General features: G+C 69.8%; 17 protein-coding genes. 12 read left to right on the forward strand and 5 right to left on the reverse strand.

Annotated features, from left to right (window positions below):
* Positions 1-91: 91 nt before the first annotated feature.
* The 3 genes from DDF67_RS17560 to metX all read right to left on the reverse strand — a co-directional run bounded on the left by DDF67_RS17560 (position 92) and on the right by metX (position 2,806).
* Positions 92-838: an endonuclease/exonuclease/phosphatase family protein gene (locus DDF67_RS17560; protein WP_109102142.1), complete on the reverse strand. Its 747-nt coding sequence runs from the start codon at positions 836-838 to the stop codon at positions 92-94.
* Positions 835-1,491, reverse strand: a complete 657-nt coding sequence (gene metW / locus DDF67_RS17565; RefSeq protein WP_109102143.1) for a methionine biosynthesis protein MetW — start codon at positions 1,489-1,491, stop codon at positions 835-837. The genes DDF67_RS17560 and metW overlap by 4 nt, the downstream gene beginning before the upstream one ends.
* A 157-nt stretch (positions 1,492-1,648) precedes the next feature.
* On the reverse strand, positions 1,649-2,806 hold the full coding sequence (metX, locus tag DDF67_RS17570) for a homoserine O-acetyltransferase MetX (RefSeq protein ID WP_109102144.1): 1,158 nt from the start codon (positions 2,804-2,806) through the stop codon (positions 1,649-1,651).
* Between the two features lie 135 nt (positions 2,807-2,941).
* Here metX and DDF67_RS17575 point away from each other — a divergent pair, with 135 nt between their 5' ends.
* From DDF67_RS17575 to DDF67_RS17595, 5 genes are read left to right on the forward strand one after another with little or no spacing between them, the layout of a single operon-like run.
* Positions 2,942-3,454, forward strand: a complete 513-nt coding sequence (locus tag DDF67_RS17575) for a SixA phosphatase family protein (protein ID WP_109102163.1) — start codon at positions 2,942-2,944, stop codon at positions 3,452-3,454.
* Positions 3,451-3,789 (forward strand): DUF952 domain-containing protein, encoded by a 339-nt coding sequence (locus DDF67_RS17580; RefSeq protein ID WP_109102145.1) that lies wholly within the window; start codon positions 3,451-3,453, stop codon positions 3,787-3,789. The genes DDF67_RS17575 and DDF67_RS17580 overlap by 4 nt, the downstream gene beginning before the upstream one ends.
* On the forward strand, positions 3,789-4,856 hold the full coding sequence (locus DDF67_RS17585; RefSeq protein ID WP_109102146.1) for a quinone-dependent dihydroorotate dehydrogenase: 1,068 nt from the start codon (positions 3,789-3,791) through the stop codon (positions 4,854-4,856). The genes DDF67_RS17580 and DDF67_RS17585 overlap by 1 nt, the downstream gene beginning before the upstream one ends.
* A complete protein-coding gene (locus DDF67_RS17590) occupies positions 4,853-5,587 on the forward strand; it encodes a TVP38/TMEM64 family protein (RefSeq protein WP_109102147.1) in 735 nt (244 codons plus the stop codon). Before DDF67_RS17585 ends, DDF67_RS17590 begins: the two co-directional genes overlap by 4 nt.
* A 9-nt stretch (positions 5,588-5,596) precedes the next feature.
* Entirely contained in the window at positions 5,597-7,096 is a 1,500-nt protein-coding gene (locus DDF67_RS17595) for a sensor histidine kinase (protein ID WP_109102148.1), read from the forward strand.
* A gap of 138 nt (positions 7,097-7,234) precedes the next feature.
* Here DDF67_RS17595 and DDF67_RS17600 read toward each other — a convergent pair whose 3' ends face one another.
* Positions 7,235-7,429, reverse strand: coding sequence for a hypothetical protein (locus DDF67_RS17600; RefSeq protein WP_109102164.1), 195 nt, complete (start codon positions 7,427-7,429; stop codon positions 7,235-7,237).
* A 303-nt stretch (positions 7,430-7,732) separates the two neighbouring features.
* On the opposite strand from DDF67_RS17600, the gene polA reads away from it, so the two are divergent.
* The 3 genes from polA (at position 7,733) to DDF67_RS17615 (ending at position 13,191) form a co-directional block, all read left to right on the forward strand.
* Entirely contained in the window at positions 7,733-10,639 is a 2,907-nt protein-coding gene (polA, locus tag DDF67_RS17605; RefSeq protein ID WP_199229265.1) for a DNA polymerase I, read from the forward strand.
* Positions 10,640-10,924: 285 nt separating this feature from the next.
* The gene (locus DDF67_RS17610; RefSeq protein ID WP_109102150.1) at positions 10,925-12,871 is read left to right on the forward strand and encodes a methyl-accepting chemotaxis protein; all 1,947 of its coding nucleotides are present in this window, start codon (positions 10,925-10,927) and stop codon (positions 12,869-12,871) included.
* A complete protein-coding gene (locus DDF67_RS17615) occupies positions 12,856-13,191 on the forward strand; it encodes an ankyrin repeat domain-containing protein (RefSeq protein ID WP_332888331.1) in 336 nt (111 codons plus the stop codon). The genes DDF67_RS17610 and DDF67_RS17615 overlap by 16 nt, the downstream gene beginning before the upstream one ends.
* Here the strand turns inward: DDF67_RS17615 and DDF67_RS17620 are convergent.
* The gene (locus tag DDF67_RS17620) at positions 13,188-13,928 is read right to left on the reverse strand and encodes a LytTR family DNA-binding domain-containing protein (protein ID WP_109102152.1); all 741 of its coding nucleotides are present in this window, start codon (positions 13,926-13,928) and stop codon (positions 13,188-13,190) included. The genes DDF67_RS17615 and DDF67_RS17620 overlap by 4 nt on opposite strands.
* Positions 13,929-14,066: 138 nt before the next feature.
* On the opposite strand from DDF67_RS17620, the gene DDF67_RS17625 reads away from it, so the two are divergent.
* From DDF67_RS17625 to DDF67_RS17640, 4 genes are all read left to right on the forward strand, one after another.
* Complete coding sequence (locus tag DDF67_RS17625; RefSeq protein WP_109102165.1) at positions 14,067-14,591, forward strand: DUF2306 domain-containing protein; 525 nt, start codon at positions 14,067-14,069, stop codon at positions 14,589-14,591.
* A 53-nt stretch (positions 14,592-14,644) separates the two neighbouring features.
* A complete protein-coding gene (locus DDF67_RS17630) occupies positions 14,645-15,121 on the forward strand; it encodes a DUF2141 domain-containing protein (protein ID WP_109102153.1) in 477 nt (158 codons plus the stop codon).
* Positions 15,122-15,278: 157 nt separating this feature from the next.
* Positions 15,279-15,977, forward strand: a complete 699-nt coding sequence (locus DDF67_RS17635) for a TetR/AcrR family transcriptional regulator (RefSeq protein WP_109102166.1) — start codon at positions 15,279-15,281, stop codon at positions 15,975-15,977.
* Between the two features lie 186 nt (positions 15,978-16,163).
* Positions 16,164-18,404: a TonB-dependent receptor gene (locus tag DDF67_RS17640; protein ID WP_109102154.1), complete on the forward strand. Its 2,241-nt coding sequence runs from the start codon at positions 16,164-16,166 to the stop codon at positions 18,402-18,404.
* The last annotated feature ends 82 nt before the right edge of the window (positions 18,405-18,486 follow it).

Here is an 18,486-nt window from a genome sequence, read left to right on the forward strand (position 1 = left end):
AGAGCGGCGGGTGGTACTCCGGCCGACAGTGAAACCTCTCACCCTCCCACCGCTTCGCGGCGGGCCCCTCCCTCTCTCTAAGAGAGAGGGTTCAGGCCTCCTCGATCTCCAGATCCACCACCAGCGGCAGGTGATCCGAAGCCACCCGCGCCAGGGCGTCGTAGGGCGAGAACACGTTCAGCGTCTTCAGGCCCTTGGTCAGGAAGACGTGGTCGATGCGCATGAACGGGAAGGTCGAGGGGAAGGTCGCGGTCGGGGCCTTTCCCCAGCCGGCCGAAACGGACTGGGCGTCGCGGGCGGCGGCCTTCAGCAGGCGGTAGGTGGCCGAATAGGGCGTGGCGTTGAAGTCGCCCAGCAGCACGCCCGGCGCCTTCCAGCGGTCGGACGCCATCCAGCTCTCGCCGACCAGGGCGGCGGCCTGGCGCTTCTGCTCCTGGGGCACGAGGCCCAGATGGGTGTTGATGATCTGCACCGGCGTGTCGCCGACCATCACCTCGATCCACAGCGCCCCGCGCGGCTCCAGCCCCGGCACGGCGCGGTAGAAGGGCAGCGGGCCCGACTTGATGAGTTTTTCCGGCAGGTGGGTGAGGATGGCGTCGCCGTAAAGCTCCTCTTCCACCGCCATGGCCGGGTGGAAGTGGAAGCCCATCTTCAAGAGTTCGGCCAAGCGGTGGGCCTGATCGACATTGCCGGTGCGCATCCGGCCGACGTCGAGTTCCTGCAGGGCCACGACGTCGGGCTCGTGGGCCGAGATCACCTCGGCCACGCGTTCCACGTCGAGCCTGCGGTCGCCGCCCACGCAACGGTGGACGTTGTAGGTCATCAGCCGCAGCTTCATGGGATCAGAAGATCGCCTGAAACGGCGCTCGGTTCCACACGCTCGGCGGGCGCCCCGCGACTGAGCAGGAAAAGACAGGTCTCCGAGCGCCAGTTCTCCAGCGCCCTGGTCGGGTCGATGGCGCGCGCCGGACCCTTGCCGGCGAAGGCGGCGCTGGAGTCGACACGCACGCCCAGGTCGTCGGCCAGGGCCATGAAGTCGGCCAGGGTGCACAGGTGGATGTTGGGCGTGGCCCACCAGGGCGTCGGCAGGGCCTTGGTCGTCGGCATCCGCCCGCGGCTGACCAGCGACCAGCGCACGCTCCAGTGGCCGAAATTGGGGAACGAGACGATCGCCCGGTCGGCGATGCGCAGCAGCTCGTCCAGCACGTGGCGCGGATTGCGGGTGGCCTGCAGTGTCTGGGACAGCACCGCGTAGTCGAAGGTCTTGTCGGGGAAGTGGTCGAGGTCCTGGTCGGCGTCGCCCTGCACCACCGACAGCCCCCGCGCCATGCAGGCGGCCACGCCGTGGGCGCTGATCTCCAGCCCCCGGCCGTCGACCTGCTTTTCCTGGGTCAGCAGCTCCAGCAGCGCGCCCTCGCCGCAGCCGACATCGAGCACCCGCGCGCCGGGGCGGACGAGACGCAGGATCTCGCGGAAGTCCTCGCGGATCATTGCTCCTCCCCCGTGGAACGGGGGAGGTGGCGCGTCGCCACCGGCGACGTGACGGAGGGGGCGACGGCCGGCACAGCGCCCAGTCTCGCCCCCTCCACCGCTTCGCGGTCCCCCTCCCCCGTTTCACGGGGGAGGAGATAACTCGCCGAACCTGCCCTCATCGCCCGATCCCCCGCTCGCGTTCCACCGACGCCATGAACCCCGTCAGGGCCGCGTCCATCACCGGCTCGTCCAGCAGGAAGGCGTCGTGGCCCTTGTCGCTGTCGATCTCGGCGAAGGCGGCGCGGCAGCCGGCGGCGGTGAGGGCGCGGACGATGTGGCGGCTCTCCGAGGTGGGATAGAGCCAGTCGCTGGTGAAGCTGAGCACGCAGAAGCGTACGTCCCGCGCCGCCTTGAAGGCGTTGGCCAGCACCCCGCCATGCGGCGCGGCCAGGTCGAAATAGTCCATGGCCCGGGTGATGTAGAGATAGGAGTTGGCGTCGAAGCGGTCGACGAACGACGCCCCCTGGTGGCGCAGGTAGCTCTCGACCTGGAAGTCGGCGTCGAAGCCCCAGGACAGGCCGTCGCGCTGAAGTTCTCTGCCGAACTTGCGCTGCAGGGCCGGCTCGGAAAGATAGGTGATGTGGGCGGCCATCCGCGCCACGGCCAGGCCCTTCTCGGGCCGCGCGCCCTGGGCCGCATAGGCCCCGCCGCGCCATTCGGGATCGGCCATGATCGCCTGGCGGCCCACCTCGTGGAAGGCGATGTTCTGGGCCGAGTGCCGCGAGGCCGAGGCCACGATCACGGCGCTGAACAGCCGCTGCGGATAGTCGGCCGCCCACTGCTGCACCTGCATGCCGCCCATCGAGCCGCCGACCACCGCCAGCAGGGTGTCGACTCCCAGGGCGTCGATCAGCATGGCCTGGGCCCGCACCATGTCGGCGATGGTCAGGATCGGAAACGACAGGCCCCAGGGCTCGCCGGTGGCCGGATCGATCGAGGCCGGCCCCGTGGAGCCCATGCAGCCGCCGATGACATTGGAGCAGATGACAAAGTGGCGGGCCGGATCGATCGGCTTGCCGGGACCGACCAGCCGCGTCCACCAGCCGGGCTTGCCGGTGGTCGGATGGGTGGAGGCCACGTACTGGTCGCCGGTCAGGGCATGGCAGATCAGGATGGCGTTTGTGCCGTTCTCGTTCAGCGAGCCATAGGTCTGATAGGCCACCTCCAGCCCGCTGATCTTCGCGCCGGAATCTAGCACCAGCGGCCGGTCGGCGGGGAAGCGCCAGACACCGCCGCCGAGCGGCGCGGAAACGTCCAGATCAAGGTCGGCCATGTCGCCTTGGACCGCCTGTCGACGAAGGTGTCAACCATGCGCTTTGCGCCTGGGCGGCGGGCTCGTATGAGGAGATGACGAAGACGGCGTTTCTCGCCATTTGCCCCGCTTTAAAACCGCTTTATGGAGTGCGCCATGGACCGTCTGATCCTGATGCGCCACGGCAAGGCCGAGCGGCACGCCGCCCAGGGCGGCGACTTCGAGCGCGCGCTCGCCGAGCGCGGCCGCCAGGACGTGGCGTTGATCGCCTCGGCCCTGGCTTCGGAGGGCCTTTCGCCCGACCTGGTCCTGGTCTCGGCCGCCCGCCGCACCCGCGAGACCTGGGAGGCCGCCGCCGGCGCCTTTCCGGGCGCGACCGCCGAGGTGCTGCGCAATCTCTATCATGCCGAAGCCCAGGAAGTGCTGGCCGCCGTGCGCGAGGCCGACGCCCCGGCCGGCACGGTGATGGTGGTCGGCCACAATCCGGGCCTGCACGATCTTTCGCTGCGCCTGGCCATGGGCAGCCCCGCCGATCCGGCCGAGCTTTCCAAGCTGCGCGGCCGCTTCCCCACCGCCACGGCGGCGATCTTCGACATCGACGCGTCCGGCGCCCCGCGGCTGGCGCGCGTCTTCTACGCATCCGAACACGGCGGGCACGGCGGCGAATGACCCTGGTCTACAAGATCCTTCCGAAGACGCTCTGGGACGAGGCCAAGGCGGCCGGGCAGTTCACCGGCGCGCCCATCGACCACGCCGACGGCTACATCCACCTGTCGGCCGCCGACCAGGCCCAGGAGACCGCCGCCCTCTATTTCAAGGGCCAGGAAGACCTGCTGCTGGTCGGCTTCGACGCCGACGCCCTGGGTCCGGACCTGAAGTGGGAGGCCTCGCGCGGCGGGGCTCTGTTCCCACACCTCTTCCGCAGCCTGTCTCCAGATGAGGCGGTGTCGGAAAAGCCGCTGGCGCTCGACGCCGACGGCGTGCCGCAGCTGGGCCTGGCCTGATGGCCTTGCACGACATCGCCGCCCGCGCCCTGCACGCGTTCGATCCCGAAGACGCCCACGGCTGGGCGATCCGCGGCCTGAAGTGGGGCCTTGGCCCGCGCGATGGCGGCGTGGACGATCCGATCCTGGCCACCAGCGTCGCGGGCCTGCAGCTGTCGAACTGCGTGGGCCTGGCCGCCGGCTTCGACAAGAACGCCGAGGTTCCGGACGCCATGCTGGCCGCCGGCTTCGGCTTCGTGGAGGCCGGCACGGTCACGCCGCTGGCCCAGGCCGGCAATCCGCGCCCGCGCCTGTTCCGGCTCACCGAAGACCATGCGGTGATCAACCGCATGGGCTTCAACAACGAGGGGCTCGAGCCGTTCGCAACGCGCCTGGCCGCTCGCAAGCACGCCCATGCCGACCGCCTGGGCGTGTTCGGCGCCAATATCGGGGCCAACAAGGACGCCACCGACCGCATCGGCGACTACGTCACAGGCCTCACCCGCCTGTGGGGCCTGTCGGACTATTTCACGGTCAACATCTCCTCGCCCAACACGCCTGGCCTGCGCGCCCTGCAGACCAAGGCGGCGCTTGAGGAGCTGCTGGGCCGTCTGGCGCAGGCCCGGGCGGGCCTGAAGAAGGACGGCGCCGACTATCCGATCTTCCTGAAGGTCGCGCCCGACCTGGAGGACGGCGAGGTCGAGGCCATCGTCGAGACCGTGCTGGCCACGGGCCTGAACGGGATCATCGTCTCCAACACCACCATCGCCCGGCCCGACGCCCTGAAGTCGGCGCAGAAGGCCGAGGGGGGCGGGCTTTCCGGCGCGCCGCTGCGGGTCGCCTCGACGGCGGTGCTCGGCCAGTTCCACGCCGCCGCCAAGGGCCGCGTGGCCCTGATCGGAGCCGGCGGCGTCGCCAGCGGCGCCGACGCCCTGGCCAAGATCAAGGCCGGCGCCTGCGCGGTGCAGCTCTATTCGGCCCTCGTCTATGGCGGTCCGGGCCTGGTGGTGCGCATCAAGAAGGACCTCGCCGCCCGCCTGCGCGCCGAGGGCTTCGCCAGCGTTTCGGACGCGATCGGGACCGCATGACCCCTGACCAGAGCCTCGCCTGGCTGCGTCGCTTCGGACCGCTCGCGGTCCTGGCGCTGCTGCTCGTGGCGGCTCTGGCGTCGGGCGTGGCGGGCAAGCTGTCGCTCGAGACCCTGCAGGCCGAGGGCGCGGCGCTGCAGGCCTTCGCCCATCACCACCCGCTGCAATGCGCGGTGATCTACGTGCTGATCTACGTCGCCACGGTCTCGGTCTCGCTGCCCGGCGCGCTGATCCTGTCGCTCAGCGCCGGCTTCCTGTTCGGGCCGCTGGGCGGGTTCCTGGCCCTGATGGGGGTGACCGGCGGCTCGACCGTGGTCTATGCGGCCTGCCGCACCGCCTTCGGCGACTTCCTGCGCCGCAAGCCCGGCGCCCTGCTGACCCGCATCGAGGACGGCTTCAAGGCCGACGCCTTTTCCTACCTGCTGACCCTGCGGCTGATCCCGGCCTTCCCGCTGCTGCTGGTCAATGTCGCCTCGGGCCTGATGAAGATCCGCTTGCGCACCTACCTGCTGGCCTCGGTGCTGGGCATGGCCCCCAGTTCGTTCGTCTATGCCGGCATCGGTTCGGGCCTTGGCCACCTGTTCGCGGAAGGCGACCCGGTGACCCTCGCCACCCTGGCCTCGCCGCGCATCTACATGCCGATCATCGGGCTTGGCGTGCTGGCCCTGCTGCCGCCGCTTTGGAAGGCCGCGCGCAGGCGCCGCGTTGCCCCCGCCGCCGACGTGAAGTAACCCAGACGAATGGCCGAACCGGTCACGCCGCCCGCCGCATCCGACAAGCCGCCCGGAAGACGCCTTCCGTGGCCCGGCGGCCTGTCGGCGCGCCTGCTGCTGCTGACGGCCCTGTTCGTATTCCTGGCCGGCGCCTTCATCCTGCCGCCGGCCCTGGCCGACCTCGAAAAGCAGTGGCTGCTCGACCGGGTGCGGGCCGCCGAACTGGCTTCGACCATCGCCGACGCCGATCCCGAGCGCCGCGTCACCGACCAGGTCTCGCAACGCCTGCTCGACCAGGCCGGCGTGGTCATCGTGGCCCTGCAGGTCGACGGCGCCCGCCGCCTCGTCTTGCCTACCGAACCGCGCGCCATCGAGCAGCCCTACCTCGTCGACCTGCGCGGCCAGAACCCCGGCTCGTGGCTGGCCGCTCCGTTCTTCACCCTGAAGAGCAAGCCCGGCAGCCTGGTGCGGGTGATGGCCGAGCCGCGCTTCCGCCAGGAGGCCGAGTTCGTCGAGATCGTGCTGCCCGACGCCCCGCTGAAGGCCCACCTGATAGCCAACTTCTGGCGCCTGGCGGGGGTGACCCTGTTCGCCGCCGGGCTGGCCGGGGGGCTGATCTACCTGTCGCTGAACTTCCTGCTGGTGCGGCCCATGCAGCGCATCACCAAGGCCATGGAGCGCTTCCGCGCCGATCCGGAGGATCCCGAGGCGCGGGTGGTGGTGTCGCGCCGCCGCGACGAGATCGGCCGCGCCGAGGCCGAGCTCGACGCCATGCAGACCGACCTGCGCACCGCCCTGCAGGCCAAGGCGCGCCTTGCGGCGCTGGGCGAGGCGGTGGCCAAGATCAATCACGACCTGCGCAACATGCTGACCAGCGCCCAGATGGCCTCGGACCGCCTGGCCGCCTTGGGCGACCCCAAGGTGGCCCAGGCCCTGCCGCGCCTGGAACGGGCTCTCGACCGCGCCATCACTCTGGCCAGCGACGTCATGGCCTACGGCAAGTCCAAGGAGCCCGCCCCGGTGATCCGCACCGTGGCCCTTCGCGCGGCGCTGGACATGGCGGCCGAGGACTCCGGCCTGACCCCGCAGGGCGTGGCGCTGGAGACCGTGATCGACGCCCGCGAGCAGATCCAGGCCGACCCCGACCAGCTGCACCGCATCCTCACCAACCTGCTGCGCAACGCCCGCGAGGCCATCGAGGGCACGCCCGACCGCAGCGGCAAGGGCCGGGTGTTCGTCGAGCTGCGCCGCGCCGACGGCATGAGCCACCTGCGGCTCTCGGACGACGGCCCCGGCGTGCCGGCCCGGGCGCGGGCCAACCTCTTCCAGCCGTTCGTGGGTTCGGTGCGCCGCGGCGGCACGGGCCTTGGCCTGGCCATCGCCCGGGAACTGGCCCAGGGCCACGGCGGGGATCTGGTGCTGGTGGAAACGGGTCCCGGCGGCTCGGTGTTCGACCTGACCCTGGCGGGGGCGCCGGAGCCCGCCCCGGCGCCCGAAGAAGGCGAGCCGGCGAAGTCGAAGCCTTAAGAACGAGGCCCTGCGTCCTTCGAGGCCCGCTGCGCGGGCGCTTCAGGACGAGAAAACCAGTGCGAGAACGCCCTCATCCTGAAGGTGCGAGGCGCAGGACGAGCCTCGAAGGACGCAAGGCGCCCGACAGTCGACAGCTCACACCACGTACTGCTTGGGCAGGGGCGCGCCCTGCTCGGCCGGGGCCAGGGGAGCGCGCAGCTCCACGGGCTCGCTGGTCAGCGTGTCGGGCGCGGGCGGCGGAGCCAGGATCCCGGTCGCCAGCACGCCAGCGACCACAAGGCTGCAACTTCCCAGGCCAAGGCCCAGGGCTATGGTCTTCTTGAAGGTCATGTTCAAAAAAGTATCCGCGTCGGGGAGGGCGCTTTTACTCACCAGGAACCAAGCCTCTGATGGGCCCTGAGGTTCCCGGGGCCCGCCAGAAGGATCGCGTCCGCCTCACGAGCGGACGTGCTTTTGCCTGTAAACCATCCACAGGTCCAGCATGGGGCGCCTTAAGGGCGAACTCGCCTCATTTGGGCGAACGAGGGTTGCAAAGCGCCGCCATGGGGCGTTACGCCGCCCGGCGTCAGCAACCGTTAGCGACACGTCCAGCGAGGGTTCCGGCGCGGCCCCGCTCCCCTTATGTTCGCGCCCATGACCGACGCCGCCGCGCCCGAATCCGCCCAGTCCCGCCCCCTCACCCAGGACGGCCCTGCCCTGCGCCTCTTCCTGGTGGACGGCTCGGCCTATCTGTTCCGCGCCTATCACGCCCTGCCGCCCCTGACCCGCAAGAGCGACGGCCTGCCCGTCGGCGCGGTGCAGGGCTTCTGCAACATGCTGTGGAAGCTGATGCGCGACATGCAGGGCGACGCGCCCACGCACCTGGCGGTGATCTGGGACCACTCGGAAAAGACGTTCCGCAACAAGCTGTACGACCAGTACAAGGCTCACCGTCCGCCGCCGCCGGAAGACCTGATCCCGCAGTTCCCGCTGGTGCGCGACGCCACGCGCGCCTTCGGCGTGCCGGCCATCGAGCTGCCGGGCTACGAGGCCGACGACCTGATCGCGGCCTATGCCTGCGCCGCCCGCGACGCCGGCGGCGAGGCGGTCATCGTCTCGTCCGACAAGGACCTGATGCAGCTGGTCGGCGACAGCGTCTCGATGTTCGACCCGATGAAGGGCGTCCGCATCGGCCGCAACGAGGTGTTCGAGAAGTTCGGCGTCTATCCCGAGCAGGTGGTCGACGTGCAGTCGCTGTGCGGCGACAGCGTCGACAACGTGCCCGGCGCCCCCGGCATCGGCATCAAGACCGCCGCCCAGCTGATCACCGAGTACGGCGACCTCGACACGCTGCTGGCCCGCGCCGGCGAGATCAAGCAGCCCAAGCGCCGCGAGACCTTGATCAACTTCGCCGACCAGATCCGCCTGTCCAAGGCCCTGGTCACGCTGGACTGCGACACCCCCCTGCCCGAGCCGCTGGACGATCTGGTCGTGCGCGAGCCCGACAAGGCCGTGCTGGCCGCCTTCCTGGAAGAGATGGAGTTCCGCACGCTGGCCCGCCGGGTCGGCGACGGCAACGCCGCCGCCGCGCCGCGCACGCTGGACGCCCGCCCGTCGGACAAGCCTGTGAGCGCGCCGGTCACCAGCGTCTCCTACGTCTCGGCCGCCGCCCGCGCCGCGGCCAATCCGGTGGCCGAGCCGGTCGCCATCGACCATGCGGCCTATGTCTGCGTGCGGGATCTTCCCACGCTGCAGGTGTGGATCGACAAGGCCCGCGCCAAGGGCGTGGTCGCCTTCGACACCGAGACCGACGCCCTGTCGTCGGCCAATGCCGGGCTGTGCGGCGTGTCGCTGGCCATCGCCCCGGGCGAGGCCTGCTACATCCCCGTCAGCCACGAGGACAAGCCGCAGGACGGAGGCCTGGCCTTCGAGGCCCCCGCCAAGCTGGAACAGATCTCCGAGGAGGAGGCTCTGGCCGCGCTGAAGCCCCTGCTGGAAGACCCGGCCGTGCTGAAGGTCGCCCAGAACGCCAAGTACGACATCGCCGTGATGGCTCGCCGGGGGATCGCCGTCGGCCCGATCGAGGACACCATGCTGATCAGCTACGTGCTGGAAGCGGGCCTCCACGGCCACGGCATGGACGAGTTGTCGGAGCTGTGGCTGGGCCACAAGCCCATCCCGTTCAAGGAGGTGGCTGGTACGGGCAAGAGCCAGATCAGCTTCAAGCACGTGGCGCTGGACAAGGCCACGGCCTACGCCGCCGAGGACGCCGACGTCACCCTGCGGCTCTACAACGTGCTGCGTCCGCGCCTGGCGGCCGAGGGGCTGCTGAGCGTCTACGAGACCCTGGAGCGCCCCCTGCCCGCCGTGCTGGCGACCATGGAGAACGATGGCGTCCGCGTCGATCCGGAGACCCTGCGCCGGCTGTCGAACGAGTTTTCGCTGCGCATGGCCGAGTTCGAGGAGCAGGCGCAAAAGCTGGCCGGCCGGCCGTTCAACCTGGGCAGCCCCAAGCAGATCGGCGACGTGCTGTTCGGCGAGCTGAGCATGAAGGGCGGCAAGAAGACCGCCACCGGCCAGTGGTCGACCGACAGCGATGTGCTGGAAAGCCTGGCCAACGAACACGAACTGCCGCGCGTGCTGCTCGACTGGCGCCAGCTGTCCAAGCTGAAGGGCACCTATACCGAGAACCTGATCGCCGCGATCAGCGAGCGCACGGGCCGGGTGCACACCTCCTACGCCCTGGCGGCGACCACGACGGGCCGCCTGTCGTCGTCGGACCCCAACCTGCAGAACATCCCGGTCCGCACCGAGGAAGGCCGCAAGATCCGCAAGGCGTTCGTGGCCGAGCCCGGCAAGGTGCTGATCAGCGCCGACTACAGCCAGATCGAGCTGCGCCTCTTGGCCCATATCGGCCAGATCCCGCAGTTGCAGCAGGCCTTCCGCGATGGCCTGGACATCCACGCCATGACGGCCTCGGAAATGTTCGACACGCCGATCGAGGGCATGGACCCGATGATCCGCCGCCGGGCCAAGGCCATCAACTTCGGCATCGTCTACGGCATTTCCGCCTTCGGCCTGGCCAACCAGCTGGGCATCGGCCAGGGCGAGGCCGGGGCCTATATCAAGACCTATTTCGAGCGTTTCCCCGGCATCCAGGCCTATATGGACGCCACCCGGGCCTTCGTGCGCGAGCACGGCTACGTCACCACGATCTTCGGCCGCAAGATCAACATTCCCGACATCCACGCCAAGTCGGTGGGGCAGCGGCAGTTCTCCGAGCGCGCCGCCATCAACGCCCCGATCCAGGGCGCGGCCGCCGACGTCATGCGCCGGGCCATGGTGCGGATGCCCGCCGCCCTGGAGGAAGCGGGCCTGAAGGCGCGCATGCTGCTGCAGGTGCACGACGAACTGGTGTTCGAGGCCCCGCAGGAGGAAGCCGACGCCGTCTGCGCGCTCGCCCGGCGGGTGATGGAGGGCGCGGCCGAGCCGGCCGTGGCGCTCTCGGTGCCGCTCACCGTCGAGGCGCGCGCGGCTCTCAACTGGGACGAGGCCCACTAGATCAGGCCCTGGATCAGAATATTTTTGGTCCGCCTCTTTGTCGCACCCCGCTCCGCCACAGGTGGAGCGGGGTGTATTGTTATCAGCGGTAACCCCTTACACGCCGCAACCTTGGGAGGTTGCTGACACACGGTCGCCGACCATCGGCATATACCCGCGGTCTTGGGGTGCGACGTTCCGCCACACTACGGTTAATCCCGTGGAAACCGCGATCTCGCCAGAGCTTGCAGCGAGGACATGTGCCGTCGCGCACATCGTCGGGGCTAAGACATCCGGAGGCGGGTCGTGCGGTTTGGTGACTTGAAGATTCCCCAGAAGCTGATGGTCGTGTTCGGCGTGATGCTGACCGCGATTGTGGTCATGGGCGTTACGCTTTTCATCAACCAGCAGGCCTACAAGGGCTCGGTGCAGCGCACCGCCGTGGCGCACGCCAGCCTGCGCTCGGCCGACACCGCCGCCTTCCGCCTGACGCGTCAGGAGAACTCGCTGCGCGGCTTCCTGCTGTCTGGCGACGCCTACTACGTCGACCGCCTGGAAAACGCCCACAAGCCGAAGTTCCTGGCCGCCCTGGACGAGCTGCGCACCCTGGCCGGCAAGGACGAGGCCGACCTGGCCCGCATCGCCGCCGTCGACGCCGCCTACGCCAACTACCGCGCCGTCGCCATCGAGCCGGCCGAGAAGCTGGGCGCCGATCCGGCGACCCGCGTCCAGGCCATCGATCTCGTCAAGCACGACGGCGTCGCCGATAAGGCCGTCGAGCCGGTCGAGAACGCCATCGAGGCCATCACCAACGACGCCGAGGCCGTGGTCGCCGCCGAGACCGCCGCCCAGGCCGCCGCCTCGCTGCGCAGCACGCTGGTCCTGGCCATCGGCATCGGCGTGACCCTGGCCGTGGCCATCGCCGGCGGCCTGATGCTGACCGGCGGCATCGCCGCCCCGGTCGCCGCCATGACCACCGCCATGCGCCGCCTGGCCGCCGGCGACAACAGCGTCGCCGTCCCCGCCTCGGGCCGCAAGGACGAGATCGGCGAGATGGCCGGCGCCGTCGCCACCTTCAAGGACGCCGCCATCCACAAGCTGCGCCTGGAAGAGGAAGCCGCCGCCGCCGCCGCCCGCACCGAGCGCGAGCGCGTCGAGCGCGAAGCCGAAAAGGCCGCCGAGGCCGAGGTCGACCGCATCGCCATCACCGCCCTGGCCGAAGCGCTCGGTTCGCTGGCCGACGGCGACCTGACCTACCGCATCAACGCCCAGTTCGCTCCCAAGGCCCAGCAGTTGAAGAGCGACTTCAACGCCGCCGCCGGCCGCCTGCAGGACGCCCTGCGCGGCATCAACGGCGCCACCGGCGGCATCCGCGCCGGCTCCGAAGAGATCGCCCAGGCCTCCGATGACCTGTCGCGCCGCACCGAGCAACAGGCCGCCAGCCTGGAAGAAACCGCCGCCGCCCTCGACGAGATCACCGCCACCGTCCGCAAGACCGCCGCCGGCGCCAAGGAGGCCTCCAGCGTGGTCGCCGCCGCCCGCGCCGACGCCGAGCGCTCGGGCGCCATCGTCAGCCAGGCCGTCAGCGCCATGACCGAGATCGAGCAGTCCTCGGGCCAGATCGGCAACATCATCGGCGTGATCGACGAGATCGCCTTCCAGACCAACCTTCTGGCCCTGAACGCGGGCGTCGAGGCCGCGCGGGCCGGCGACGCCGGCAAGGGCTTCGCGGTCGTCGCCCAGGAAGTGCGGGCCCTGGCCCAGCGCTCGGCCGAGGCCGCCAAGGAGATCAAGACCCTGATCTCGACCTCCAGCCAGCAGGTCGGCGCGGGCGTGGCCCTGGTCGGCCAGACCGGCGAGGCCCTGCAGCGCATCGTCGACCAGGTCGCCACCATCGACAGCCTGGTCACCGAGATTTCCGCCTCGGCCACCGAGCAGTCGACCGGCCTGCACCAGGTCAACACCGCCGTGAACCAGATGGACCAGGTCGTTCAGCAGAACGCCGCCATGGTCGAGGAGGCCACGGCCGCCACCCATTCGCTGAAGGGCGAGACCGGCGAGCTGGCCGCCCTTGTCGGCCGCTTCAAGGTCGGCGCCGAGAGCGCCGCCCGCGCCACGGCTCCCGTCGCCGCGCCGCGCGCCAACCCGGTGCACGCCGCCCAGGCCCGGGCCCAGACCTTCGTCCGCCCTGGCCGTCCTGGCGGCGCGGCGACCGCCGCCGCGACCAAGGTCGACGAGTGGGAAGAGTTCTGAGCCGGACGGTTCAGCTGAAAACAGGAAGGGGCGGCTCGCGAGGGCCGCCCCCTTTTTTTCCCGGCAGCCCCGAAGTGATCGACCTGCTGCTGAAGAACGGCGCCGATCCGAACGTGCGCGACAAGGCCGGCGCCACGCCGCTGATCTGCGCTACCGAGGAGGCGGCGGCGCTGGCCTTGATCAAGGGCGGCGCTGCGATCGACGCGCCATCCGCGACGTGCGTCTTCGGCGCGCCCGCCACCATCGACGACCTCGCCGCCGCCAGCCATTGGACGCAGGTGCAGGCGCTGCTGGCCCAGCGGCGGGGACGCACCGGCTAGAACCAGCCCGCTTCGCGCAGGGCCTTGGCGTAGGCCCGGCTGACCGGGGCCTCGGCGCCGCTGGCCAGGGTCAGGACGGCGCGGCCGTCGCCGCGCCTGGCCTCGACCACCGCCTCGCGCGCCACCCACCACGAGCGGTGGGTCTGGGCGCCTTCAATGCCTTCCAGCTCGGCGAGCGCGTCGGACAGGCGCATCAGGATCAGGTCCTCGCCCCGGGAGGTGTGAAGGCGCAGATAGTGGTCCTGCGCCTCGACGGCGTAGAGCCTCGCGCCGCGCAGCCTGGGCGGCAGGCGGTCGAGAAAGCGCGGCGCCGCCGCCTCGGGGGCGGCCGCGTGGGTCTCGATCGGCTTGCGGGCGACCAGGAAGTTCAGCGCCGTGATGGCCGCGGTGATCACCAGCACCGGCAGCAGGAAGTTGGGCAGCATCGCCGGTTGCGGACGCTGGCCGAACATCAGGCTCGACACCGCCCAGACGTAGAGCGTGCCGGGCAAGGCCACGCCCAGGGTGATGACCGCGCCGCCGATGAAGGGCCTCCGCTCGGTCAGGCCGCTGTTCTGCACGATCCCGCTGACGACCGACCCGGCCGCCGCACCCGACCAGCACAGCACCAGCCAGTAGACGATCCGGATCCACAGCGGCGCGGCGCCTGAGCCGAACGCGCCGACGAAGGCCAGGAACAGGCCCGCGACGCCCGCCACGACGACGCCGCGTCCATGCCGCGCAGCGAAGGCCGCCATTGGCGAAGCGTGAACGGCGGACGGCGGCGATTGGCGAAGCGGAGCCGGCTGCTCACGTAACGGCGATTGAGACACGGGCCCGGCGGCTCCTATCGATCCAGCAACGGCGACGCACCGCGCCGCCGCATGGAGATCAAGATGGCCCAGACCAGCCTGTCAATGCACGACGCCGCCGCCCGCCGCTTCCGGCTCAAGGGCCTGGCCGGCGTGCTCGTCGCCACCGCACTCGCCGCCGCGCCGGTGGTGATGGCGCGCAATGGCGTCCACCTGCCGGACCTGTCGCTGATCGCGGCCGCGCCGGCCAAGATCCAGATCCACATCGCCGCCGCCCTTGCGGCGTTGGCGATCGGCACGGTGCTGATGGTCGGGGTCAAGGGCACGCGGATGCATCGCGCCCTCGGCTGGACCTGGGTCGTCGCCATGGCGGCCACGGCGGTCAGCTCGCTGTTCATCCGCGAGATGAACCACGGCGCCATGAGCTGGATCCACCTGCTGTCGGGCTGGACCATCGTGGCCCTGCCGATGGCCGTCTACGCCGCCCGCCGCCACAACGTCCACATGCACCGGCGCTTCATGACCGGCCTGTTCGTTGGCGGCCTGCTGATCGCCGGCGCCTTCACCTTCCTGCCCGGCCGACTGCTGTGGCGCGTTTTCTTCGGTTGAGCGCGTTTGCATTTCGCGGTCTCTGTTTCGCCCGCGCCTTCAAGGACCCTTCCATGCGTCTTCTTCCCCTGCTGGCCTGCGCCGCCCTTCTCTCCGCCCCGGTCGCCGGCCTGTGCCAGGACATCCCCGTCGACGAGGCGCCCGCGACCGCAGCGGCCACGTCCCCATCCGACGCCAGCCTGACCCTGACCTTCCCCGCGCTGAAGGCCCGCACCGGAGCGCTTCACGTGGCCGTCTACGACAGCGCCCAGGCCTGGAAAGACGGCGGCAAGGCCGTCGCCTCGCTGGACGTCCCCGCCGCCGAAGCCGAGCCCACGGTGCGTCTGGACCTGCCGGCCGGGACCTACGCCGTGCGCGTCTTCCATGACGTCGACGGCGACGGGCGCCTGGGAACCAACGCCTTCGGCATTCCCTCCGAGCCCTACGGCTTCTCCAACGACGCCAAGGCCAGCATGGGACCGCCATCCTTCGAGGCCGCCGCCTTCACGCTCGCGCCGGGCGAGAACGCCCAGGCGGTGACCCTGCGCTGACGCTGGCCGCCTGGCGGGCGAACACCGCCTTGCCGCTGGGATTCCACGGGATTTTCACGGCCTGACGCTACGTCGTCGGAACGGCCGCGCTCTTGCCACGGCGCCGGAAGCGGGCCTATCCGAGGAACAACGCTGTTCACGGATGGGTCTCTTCCACATGACCGCCACCAAGACCCGCGCCCGTTCCGGCGGGCGGGGCCGTCCTTCCAAGGCCACGGGCCTCGACTTGAAGGAGACCATCCTCGACTCCGCCGAGGGCCTGTTCGCGCGCCACGGCTTCCATGGCGTGACCACCCGCCAGGTGGCCGCCGAGGCCGGCGTCGACACCGCCCTGATCCACTATTATTTCGGCGCCAAGCGCGAGCTGTTCGACGCGGTGTTCCTGCGCCGGGCCGACATCCTCAACCAGGCCCGCAGCGTCTCGATGAACGCCTATGTCGAGACCTTCGGCGAGCGGATGACGGTCGAGGGCGTGATCACGGCCTTCATCGATCCCCTGCTGCGCATCTCGCAGGAGGGCGGCGGCGGCTGGAAGAGCTATTTCGCCCTGGTCGCCCAGGTGAACAACACCCCGGCCTGGGGCGGCGAGACCATGGCCCGGTTCTTCGATCCGGTCGTCCACCAGCTGGTCGACACGCTGAAGATCGTCCGTCCCGACGCGGAATATCGCGACCTCTACTGGTGCTACCAGTTCCTGACCGGCTCGATGATGCTGGCCCTGTCGGAGACGGGGCGGATCGACTCCCTGTCGGAAGGCGTGTGCCATTCCAGCGACCTGGAGGCCGTGCGCGCGCGCCTGTTCGCCTATTGCGCGGCGGGCTTCGAGGCCGTGGTCGCCAAGCGCGGCAAGGCTTGATCCGCACACCGATCACACTTTTCACCACCTGGTGAAAAAGTGCTGGCGCAATTCCTCAACCTAGGTGACAGTGAAGTCGAATTCCTGCGGCGGTGAAATCGTGCGGGAAAGCGCTGGAAACGAGGCCGCTGAAGATGGCCCGGCCGGCGTGAGGGACGAAACGCATCTAGGTAAGAGGGGCTGTCCATGAAAACGATGTGGAAGGCTGCGCTGCTGGCTGGCGCGGCGTGGGGCGCCGCGAGCAATCTCGCGGTTGCGCAGGAACAGGCGGCCACGGCCGGCGAAACGGGCGTCGGCGTCGAGGAAGTCGTCGTCACCGCCCGGCGGCGCGAAGAAACCCTGAAGGACGTGCCGGTGGCCGTCTCGGCCTATGGCGCGGCCGCGCTGGAGCGCATGGGCGCCTCGGACATCACCAGCCTGCAGCAGTCGACCCCCAACCTGACCTTGCAGGTGGCGCGCGGCTCCAATTCGACCCTGATCTCGTTCATCCGCGGCGTCGGCCAGCAGGACCCGCTGTGGGGCTTCGAGCCGGGCGTGGGCCTCTATGTCGACGACGTCTACATCGCCCGTCCGCAGGGCGCGGTCCTCGACGTGTTCGACATCGAGCGCATCGAGGTGCTGCGCGGCCCGCAAGGCACGCTTTACGGCCGCAACACCATCGGCGGCGCGGTGAAGTACGTGACCCGCAAGATCGGTCCCGAACCGGAAGTGCGCCTGAAGGCCACGGTCGGCAACTATGACGAGCGCGACTTCCTGATCTCGGCCAAGGCCCCGATCAACGACAAGCTGGCCGTCAGCTTCGCCGCCGCCAAGTTCAATCACGACGGCTACGGCAAGAACCTCAACACCGGCGCCGAGCACTACGACAAGGACGTCGCCACCGGCCGCGTCAGCGTCGAATACACGCCCACCGAGTCGCTTTTCTTCCGGCTGTCGGCCGACACCACCCTCGACAAGTCCAACCCGCGCCACGGCCACCGCGAGGTGCAGGCGCTCAACATCCTGGGCCAGCCGATCCCCGGCGGCGAGGTGCTGCCCGACGTCTACGACACCCGCGCCGGCTCGGGCGACAGCAACCGCGTCAAGAACAGCGGCGTGTCGCTGCTGGGCCAGTGGGCGATCAACGACCTGATCACCGTCAAGTCGATCACCGCGTACCGCTCGGGCGAGACCGAGGGCACGATCGACTTCGACGAGTTGCCCGGCGCCTATCTCGACATTCCGGGCCGCTACAACGACCACCAGTTCAGCCAGGAATTCCAGGCGCTGTTCACCGGCGACCGCTGGCAGGGCGTGGCCGGCGTCTACTACATGAACGCCACCGCCGCCGGCGCCTTCGACACCGTGGTCAGCCAGATCGCCACCACCATCGCCACCGCCGGCAATGTCGACACCGAAAGCTATTCGGCCTTCGCCGACGTCAGCTACGACCTGACCGAGCGCCTGTCGATCTCGGTCGGCGGCCGCATGACCCGCGACGAGAAGTACGGCCGCGTCTATCGCCAGAACTTCACCGGCATCCGCAGCCCGCTGTTCGGCAACAACGCCGCCGTGCCCGGCCTGCTGCGCTCGAGCTTCACCAACAAGAAGACCTTCTCGAAGTTCACCCCGCGCCTCAGCGCCAAGTACGAGATCAGCGACGACCTCAACGCCTATGTCTCCTACAGCCAGGGCTTCAAGTCGGGCGGCTTCGACATGCGCTCCGACCAGATCCTGACGCCCAACTCGGCCGAAGGCTACGAGCCCGAGACCGTCGACTCCTTCGAAGGCGGCCTGAAGGGCTACTTCTTCGACCGCCGCCTGAGCCTGAACACCGCGGTGTTCTACTCCAAGTACAAGGACATGCAGGTCACCCAGCAGACCCCGGTCGGCGCCTCGATCGCCAGCCAGGTGCTGAACGTCGGCCGCGCCCACATGTCGGGCTTCGAGGTCGAGGGGATCGCCAGGCTGGCCAGCTGGGTCAGCGCCAACGTCTCGCTGGGCTACATCAAGGCCGAGTTCGACGAGTACCGGGCGCTGGACCTGACCGCGACGCCGCCGGTGGTGCGCGACTTCTCAGACTCGCGGGTGTTCCAGAACACCCCGAAGTGGACGGGCAATTTCGGCCTGAACTTCAGCCACGACCTGGGCGACAACGGCTCGATCACCTTCACCCCGACGGCCTCGTACCGCTCGTCCTACCACATGTTCGAGATCCCCTCGGCGCTCGATCAGGGGGCCTACTGGCTCTATGACGCCAGCCTGATCTGGACCTCGGCCCAAGGGCGCTACAAGGCCGCCCTGACCGGCAAGAACCTGGGCGACGAGCGCTATCGCATCGGCGGCTACAACTTCCCGCAGTCGGCGGCCGTGTTCTACGGCAACTCCGTCAGCGCCTTCTACGGCCCGCCGCGCACGGTGACGGCGTCGTTCGAAGTGAAGTTCTAGGCGAACGCCTCGGGCGACGGCTTGCTGCAACAGGCCGTCGCCCTTTTCTTATCGTAGCGTTTGATTCTGTTTGGGGTGGGCG

The organism is Caulobacter endophyticus (assembly GCF_003116815.1).
In the GTDB taxonomy this organism is placed as follows: domain Bacteria; phylum Pseudomonadota; class Alphaproteobacteria; order Caulobacterales; family Caulobacteraceae; genus Caulobacter; species Caulobacter endophyticus.

Excerpts from the sequence above, each read along its gene's own strand:
- polA (WP_199229265.1), top strand. The coding sequence starts at position 7,733 with ATGACCGACGCCGCCGCGCCCGAATCCGCCCAGTCCCGCCCCCTCACC.
- DDF67_RS17595 (WP_109102148.1), top strand. The coding sequence starts at position 5,597 with ATGGCCGAACCGGTCACGCCGCCCGCCGCATCCGACAAGCCGCCCGGA.
- DDF67_RS17625 (WP_109102165.1), top strand. The coding sequence starts at position 14,067 with ATGGCCCAGACCAGCCTGTCAATGCACGACGCCGCCGCCCGCCGCTTC.
- metW (WP_109102143.1), bottom strand. The coding sequence starts at position 1,491 with ATGATCCGCGAGGACTTCCGCGAGATCCTGCGTCTCGTCCGCCCCGGC.
- DDF67_RS17620 (WP_109102152.1), bottom strand. The coding sequence starts at position 13,928 with ATGGCGGCCTTCGCTGCGCGGCATGGACGCGGCGTCGTCGTGGCGGGC.
- DDF67_RS17590 (WP_109102147.1), top strand. The coding sequence starts at position 4,853 with ATGACCCCTGACCAGAGCCTCGCCTGGCTGCGTCGCTTCGGACCGCTC.
- DDF67_RS17575 (WP_109102163.1), top strand. The coding sequence starts at position 2,942 with ATGGACCGTCTGATCCTGATGCGCCACGGCAAGGCCGAGCGGCACGCC.
- DDF67_RS17600 (WP_109102164.1), bottom strand. The coding sequence starts at position 7,429 with ATGACCTTCAAGAAGACCATAGCCCTGGGCCTTGGCCTGGGAAGTTGC.
- DDF67_RS17560 (WP_109102142.1), bottom strand. The coding sequence starts at position 838 with ATGAAGCTGCGGCTGATGACCTACAACGTCCACCGTTGCGTGGGCGGC.
- DDF67_RS17635 (WP_109102166.1), top strand. The coding sequence starts at position 15,279 with ATGACCGCCACCAAGACCCGCGCCCGTTCCGGCGGGCGGGGCCGTCCT.
- DDF67_RS17640 (WP_109102154.1), top strand. The coding sequence starts at position 16,164 with ATGAAAACGATGTGGAAGGCTGCGCTGCTGGCTGGCGCGGCGTGGGGC.
- DDF67_RS17580 (WP_109102145.1), top strand. The coding sequence starts at position 3,451 with ATGACCCTGGTCTACAAGATCCTTCCGAAGACGCTCTGGGACGAGGCC.
- metX (WP_109102144.1), bottom strand. The coding sequence starts at position 2,806 with ATGGCCGACCTTGATCTGGACGTTTCCGCGCCGCTCGGCGGCGGTGTC.
- DDF67_RS17630 (WP_109102153.1), top strand. The coding sequence starts at position 14,645 with ATGCGTCTTCTTCCCCTGCTGGCCTGCGCCGCCCTTCTCTCCGCCCCG.
- DDF67_RS17585 (WP_109102146.1), top strand. The coding sequence starts at position 3,789 with ATGGCCTTGCACGACATCGCCGCCCGCGCCCTGCACGCGTTCGATCCC.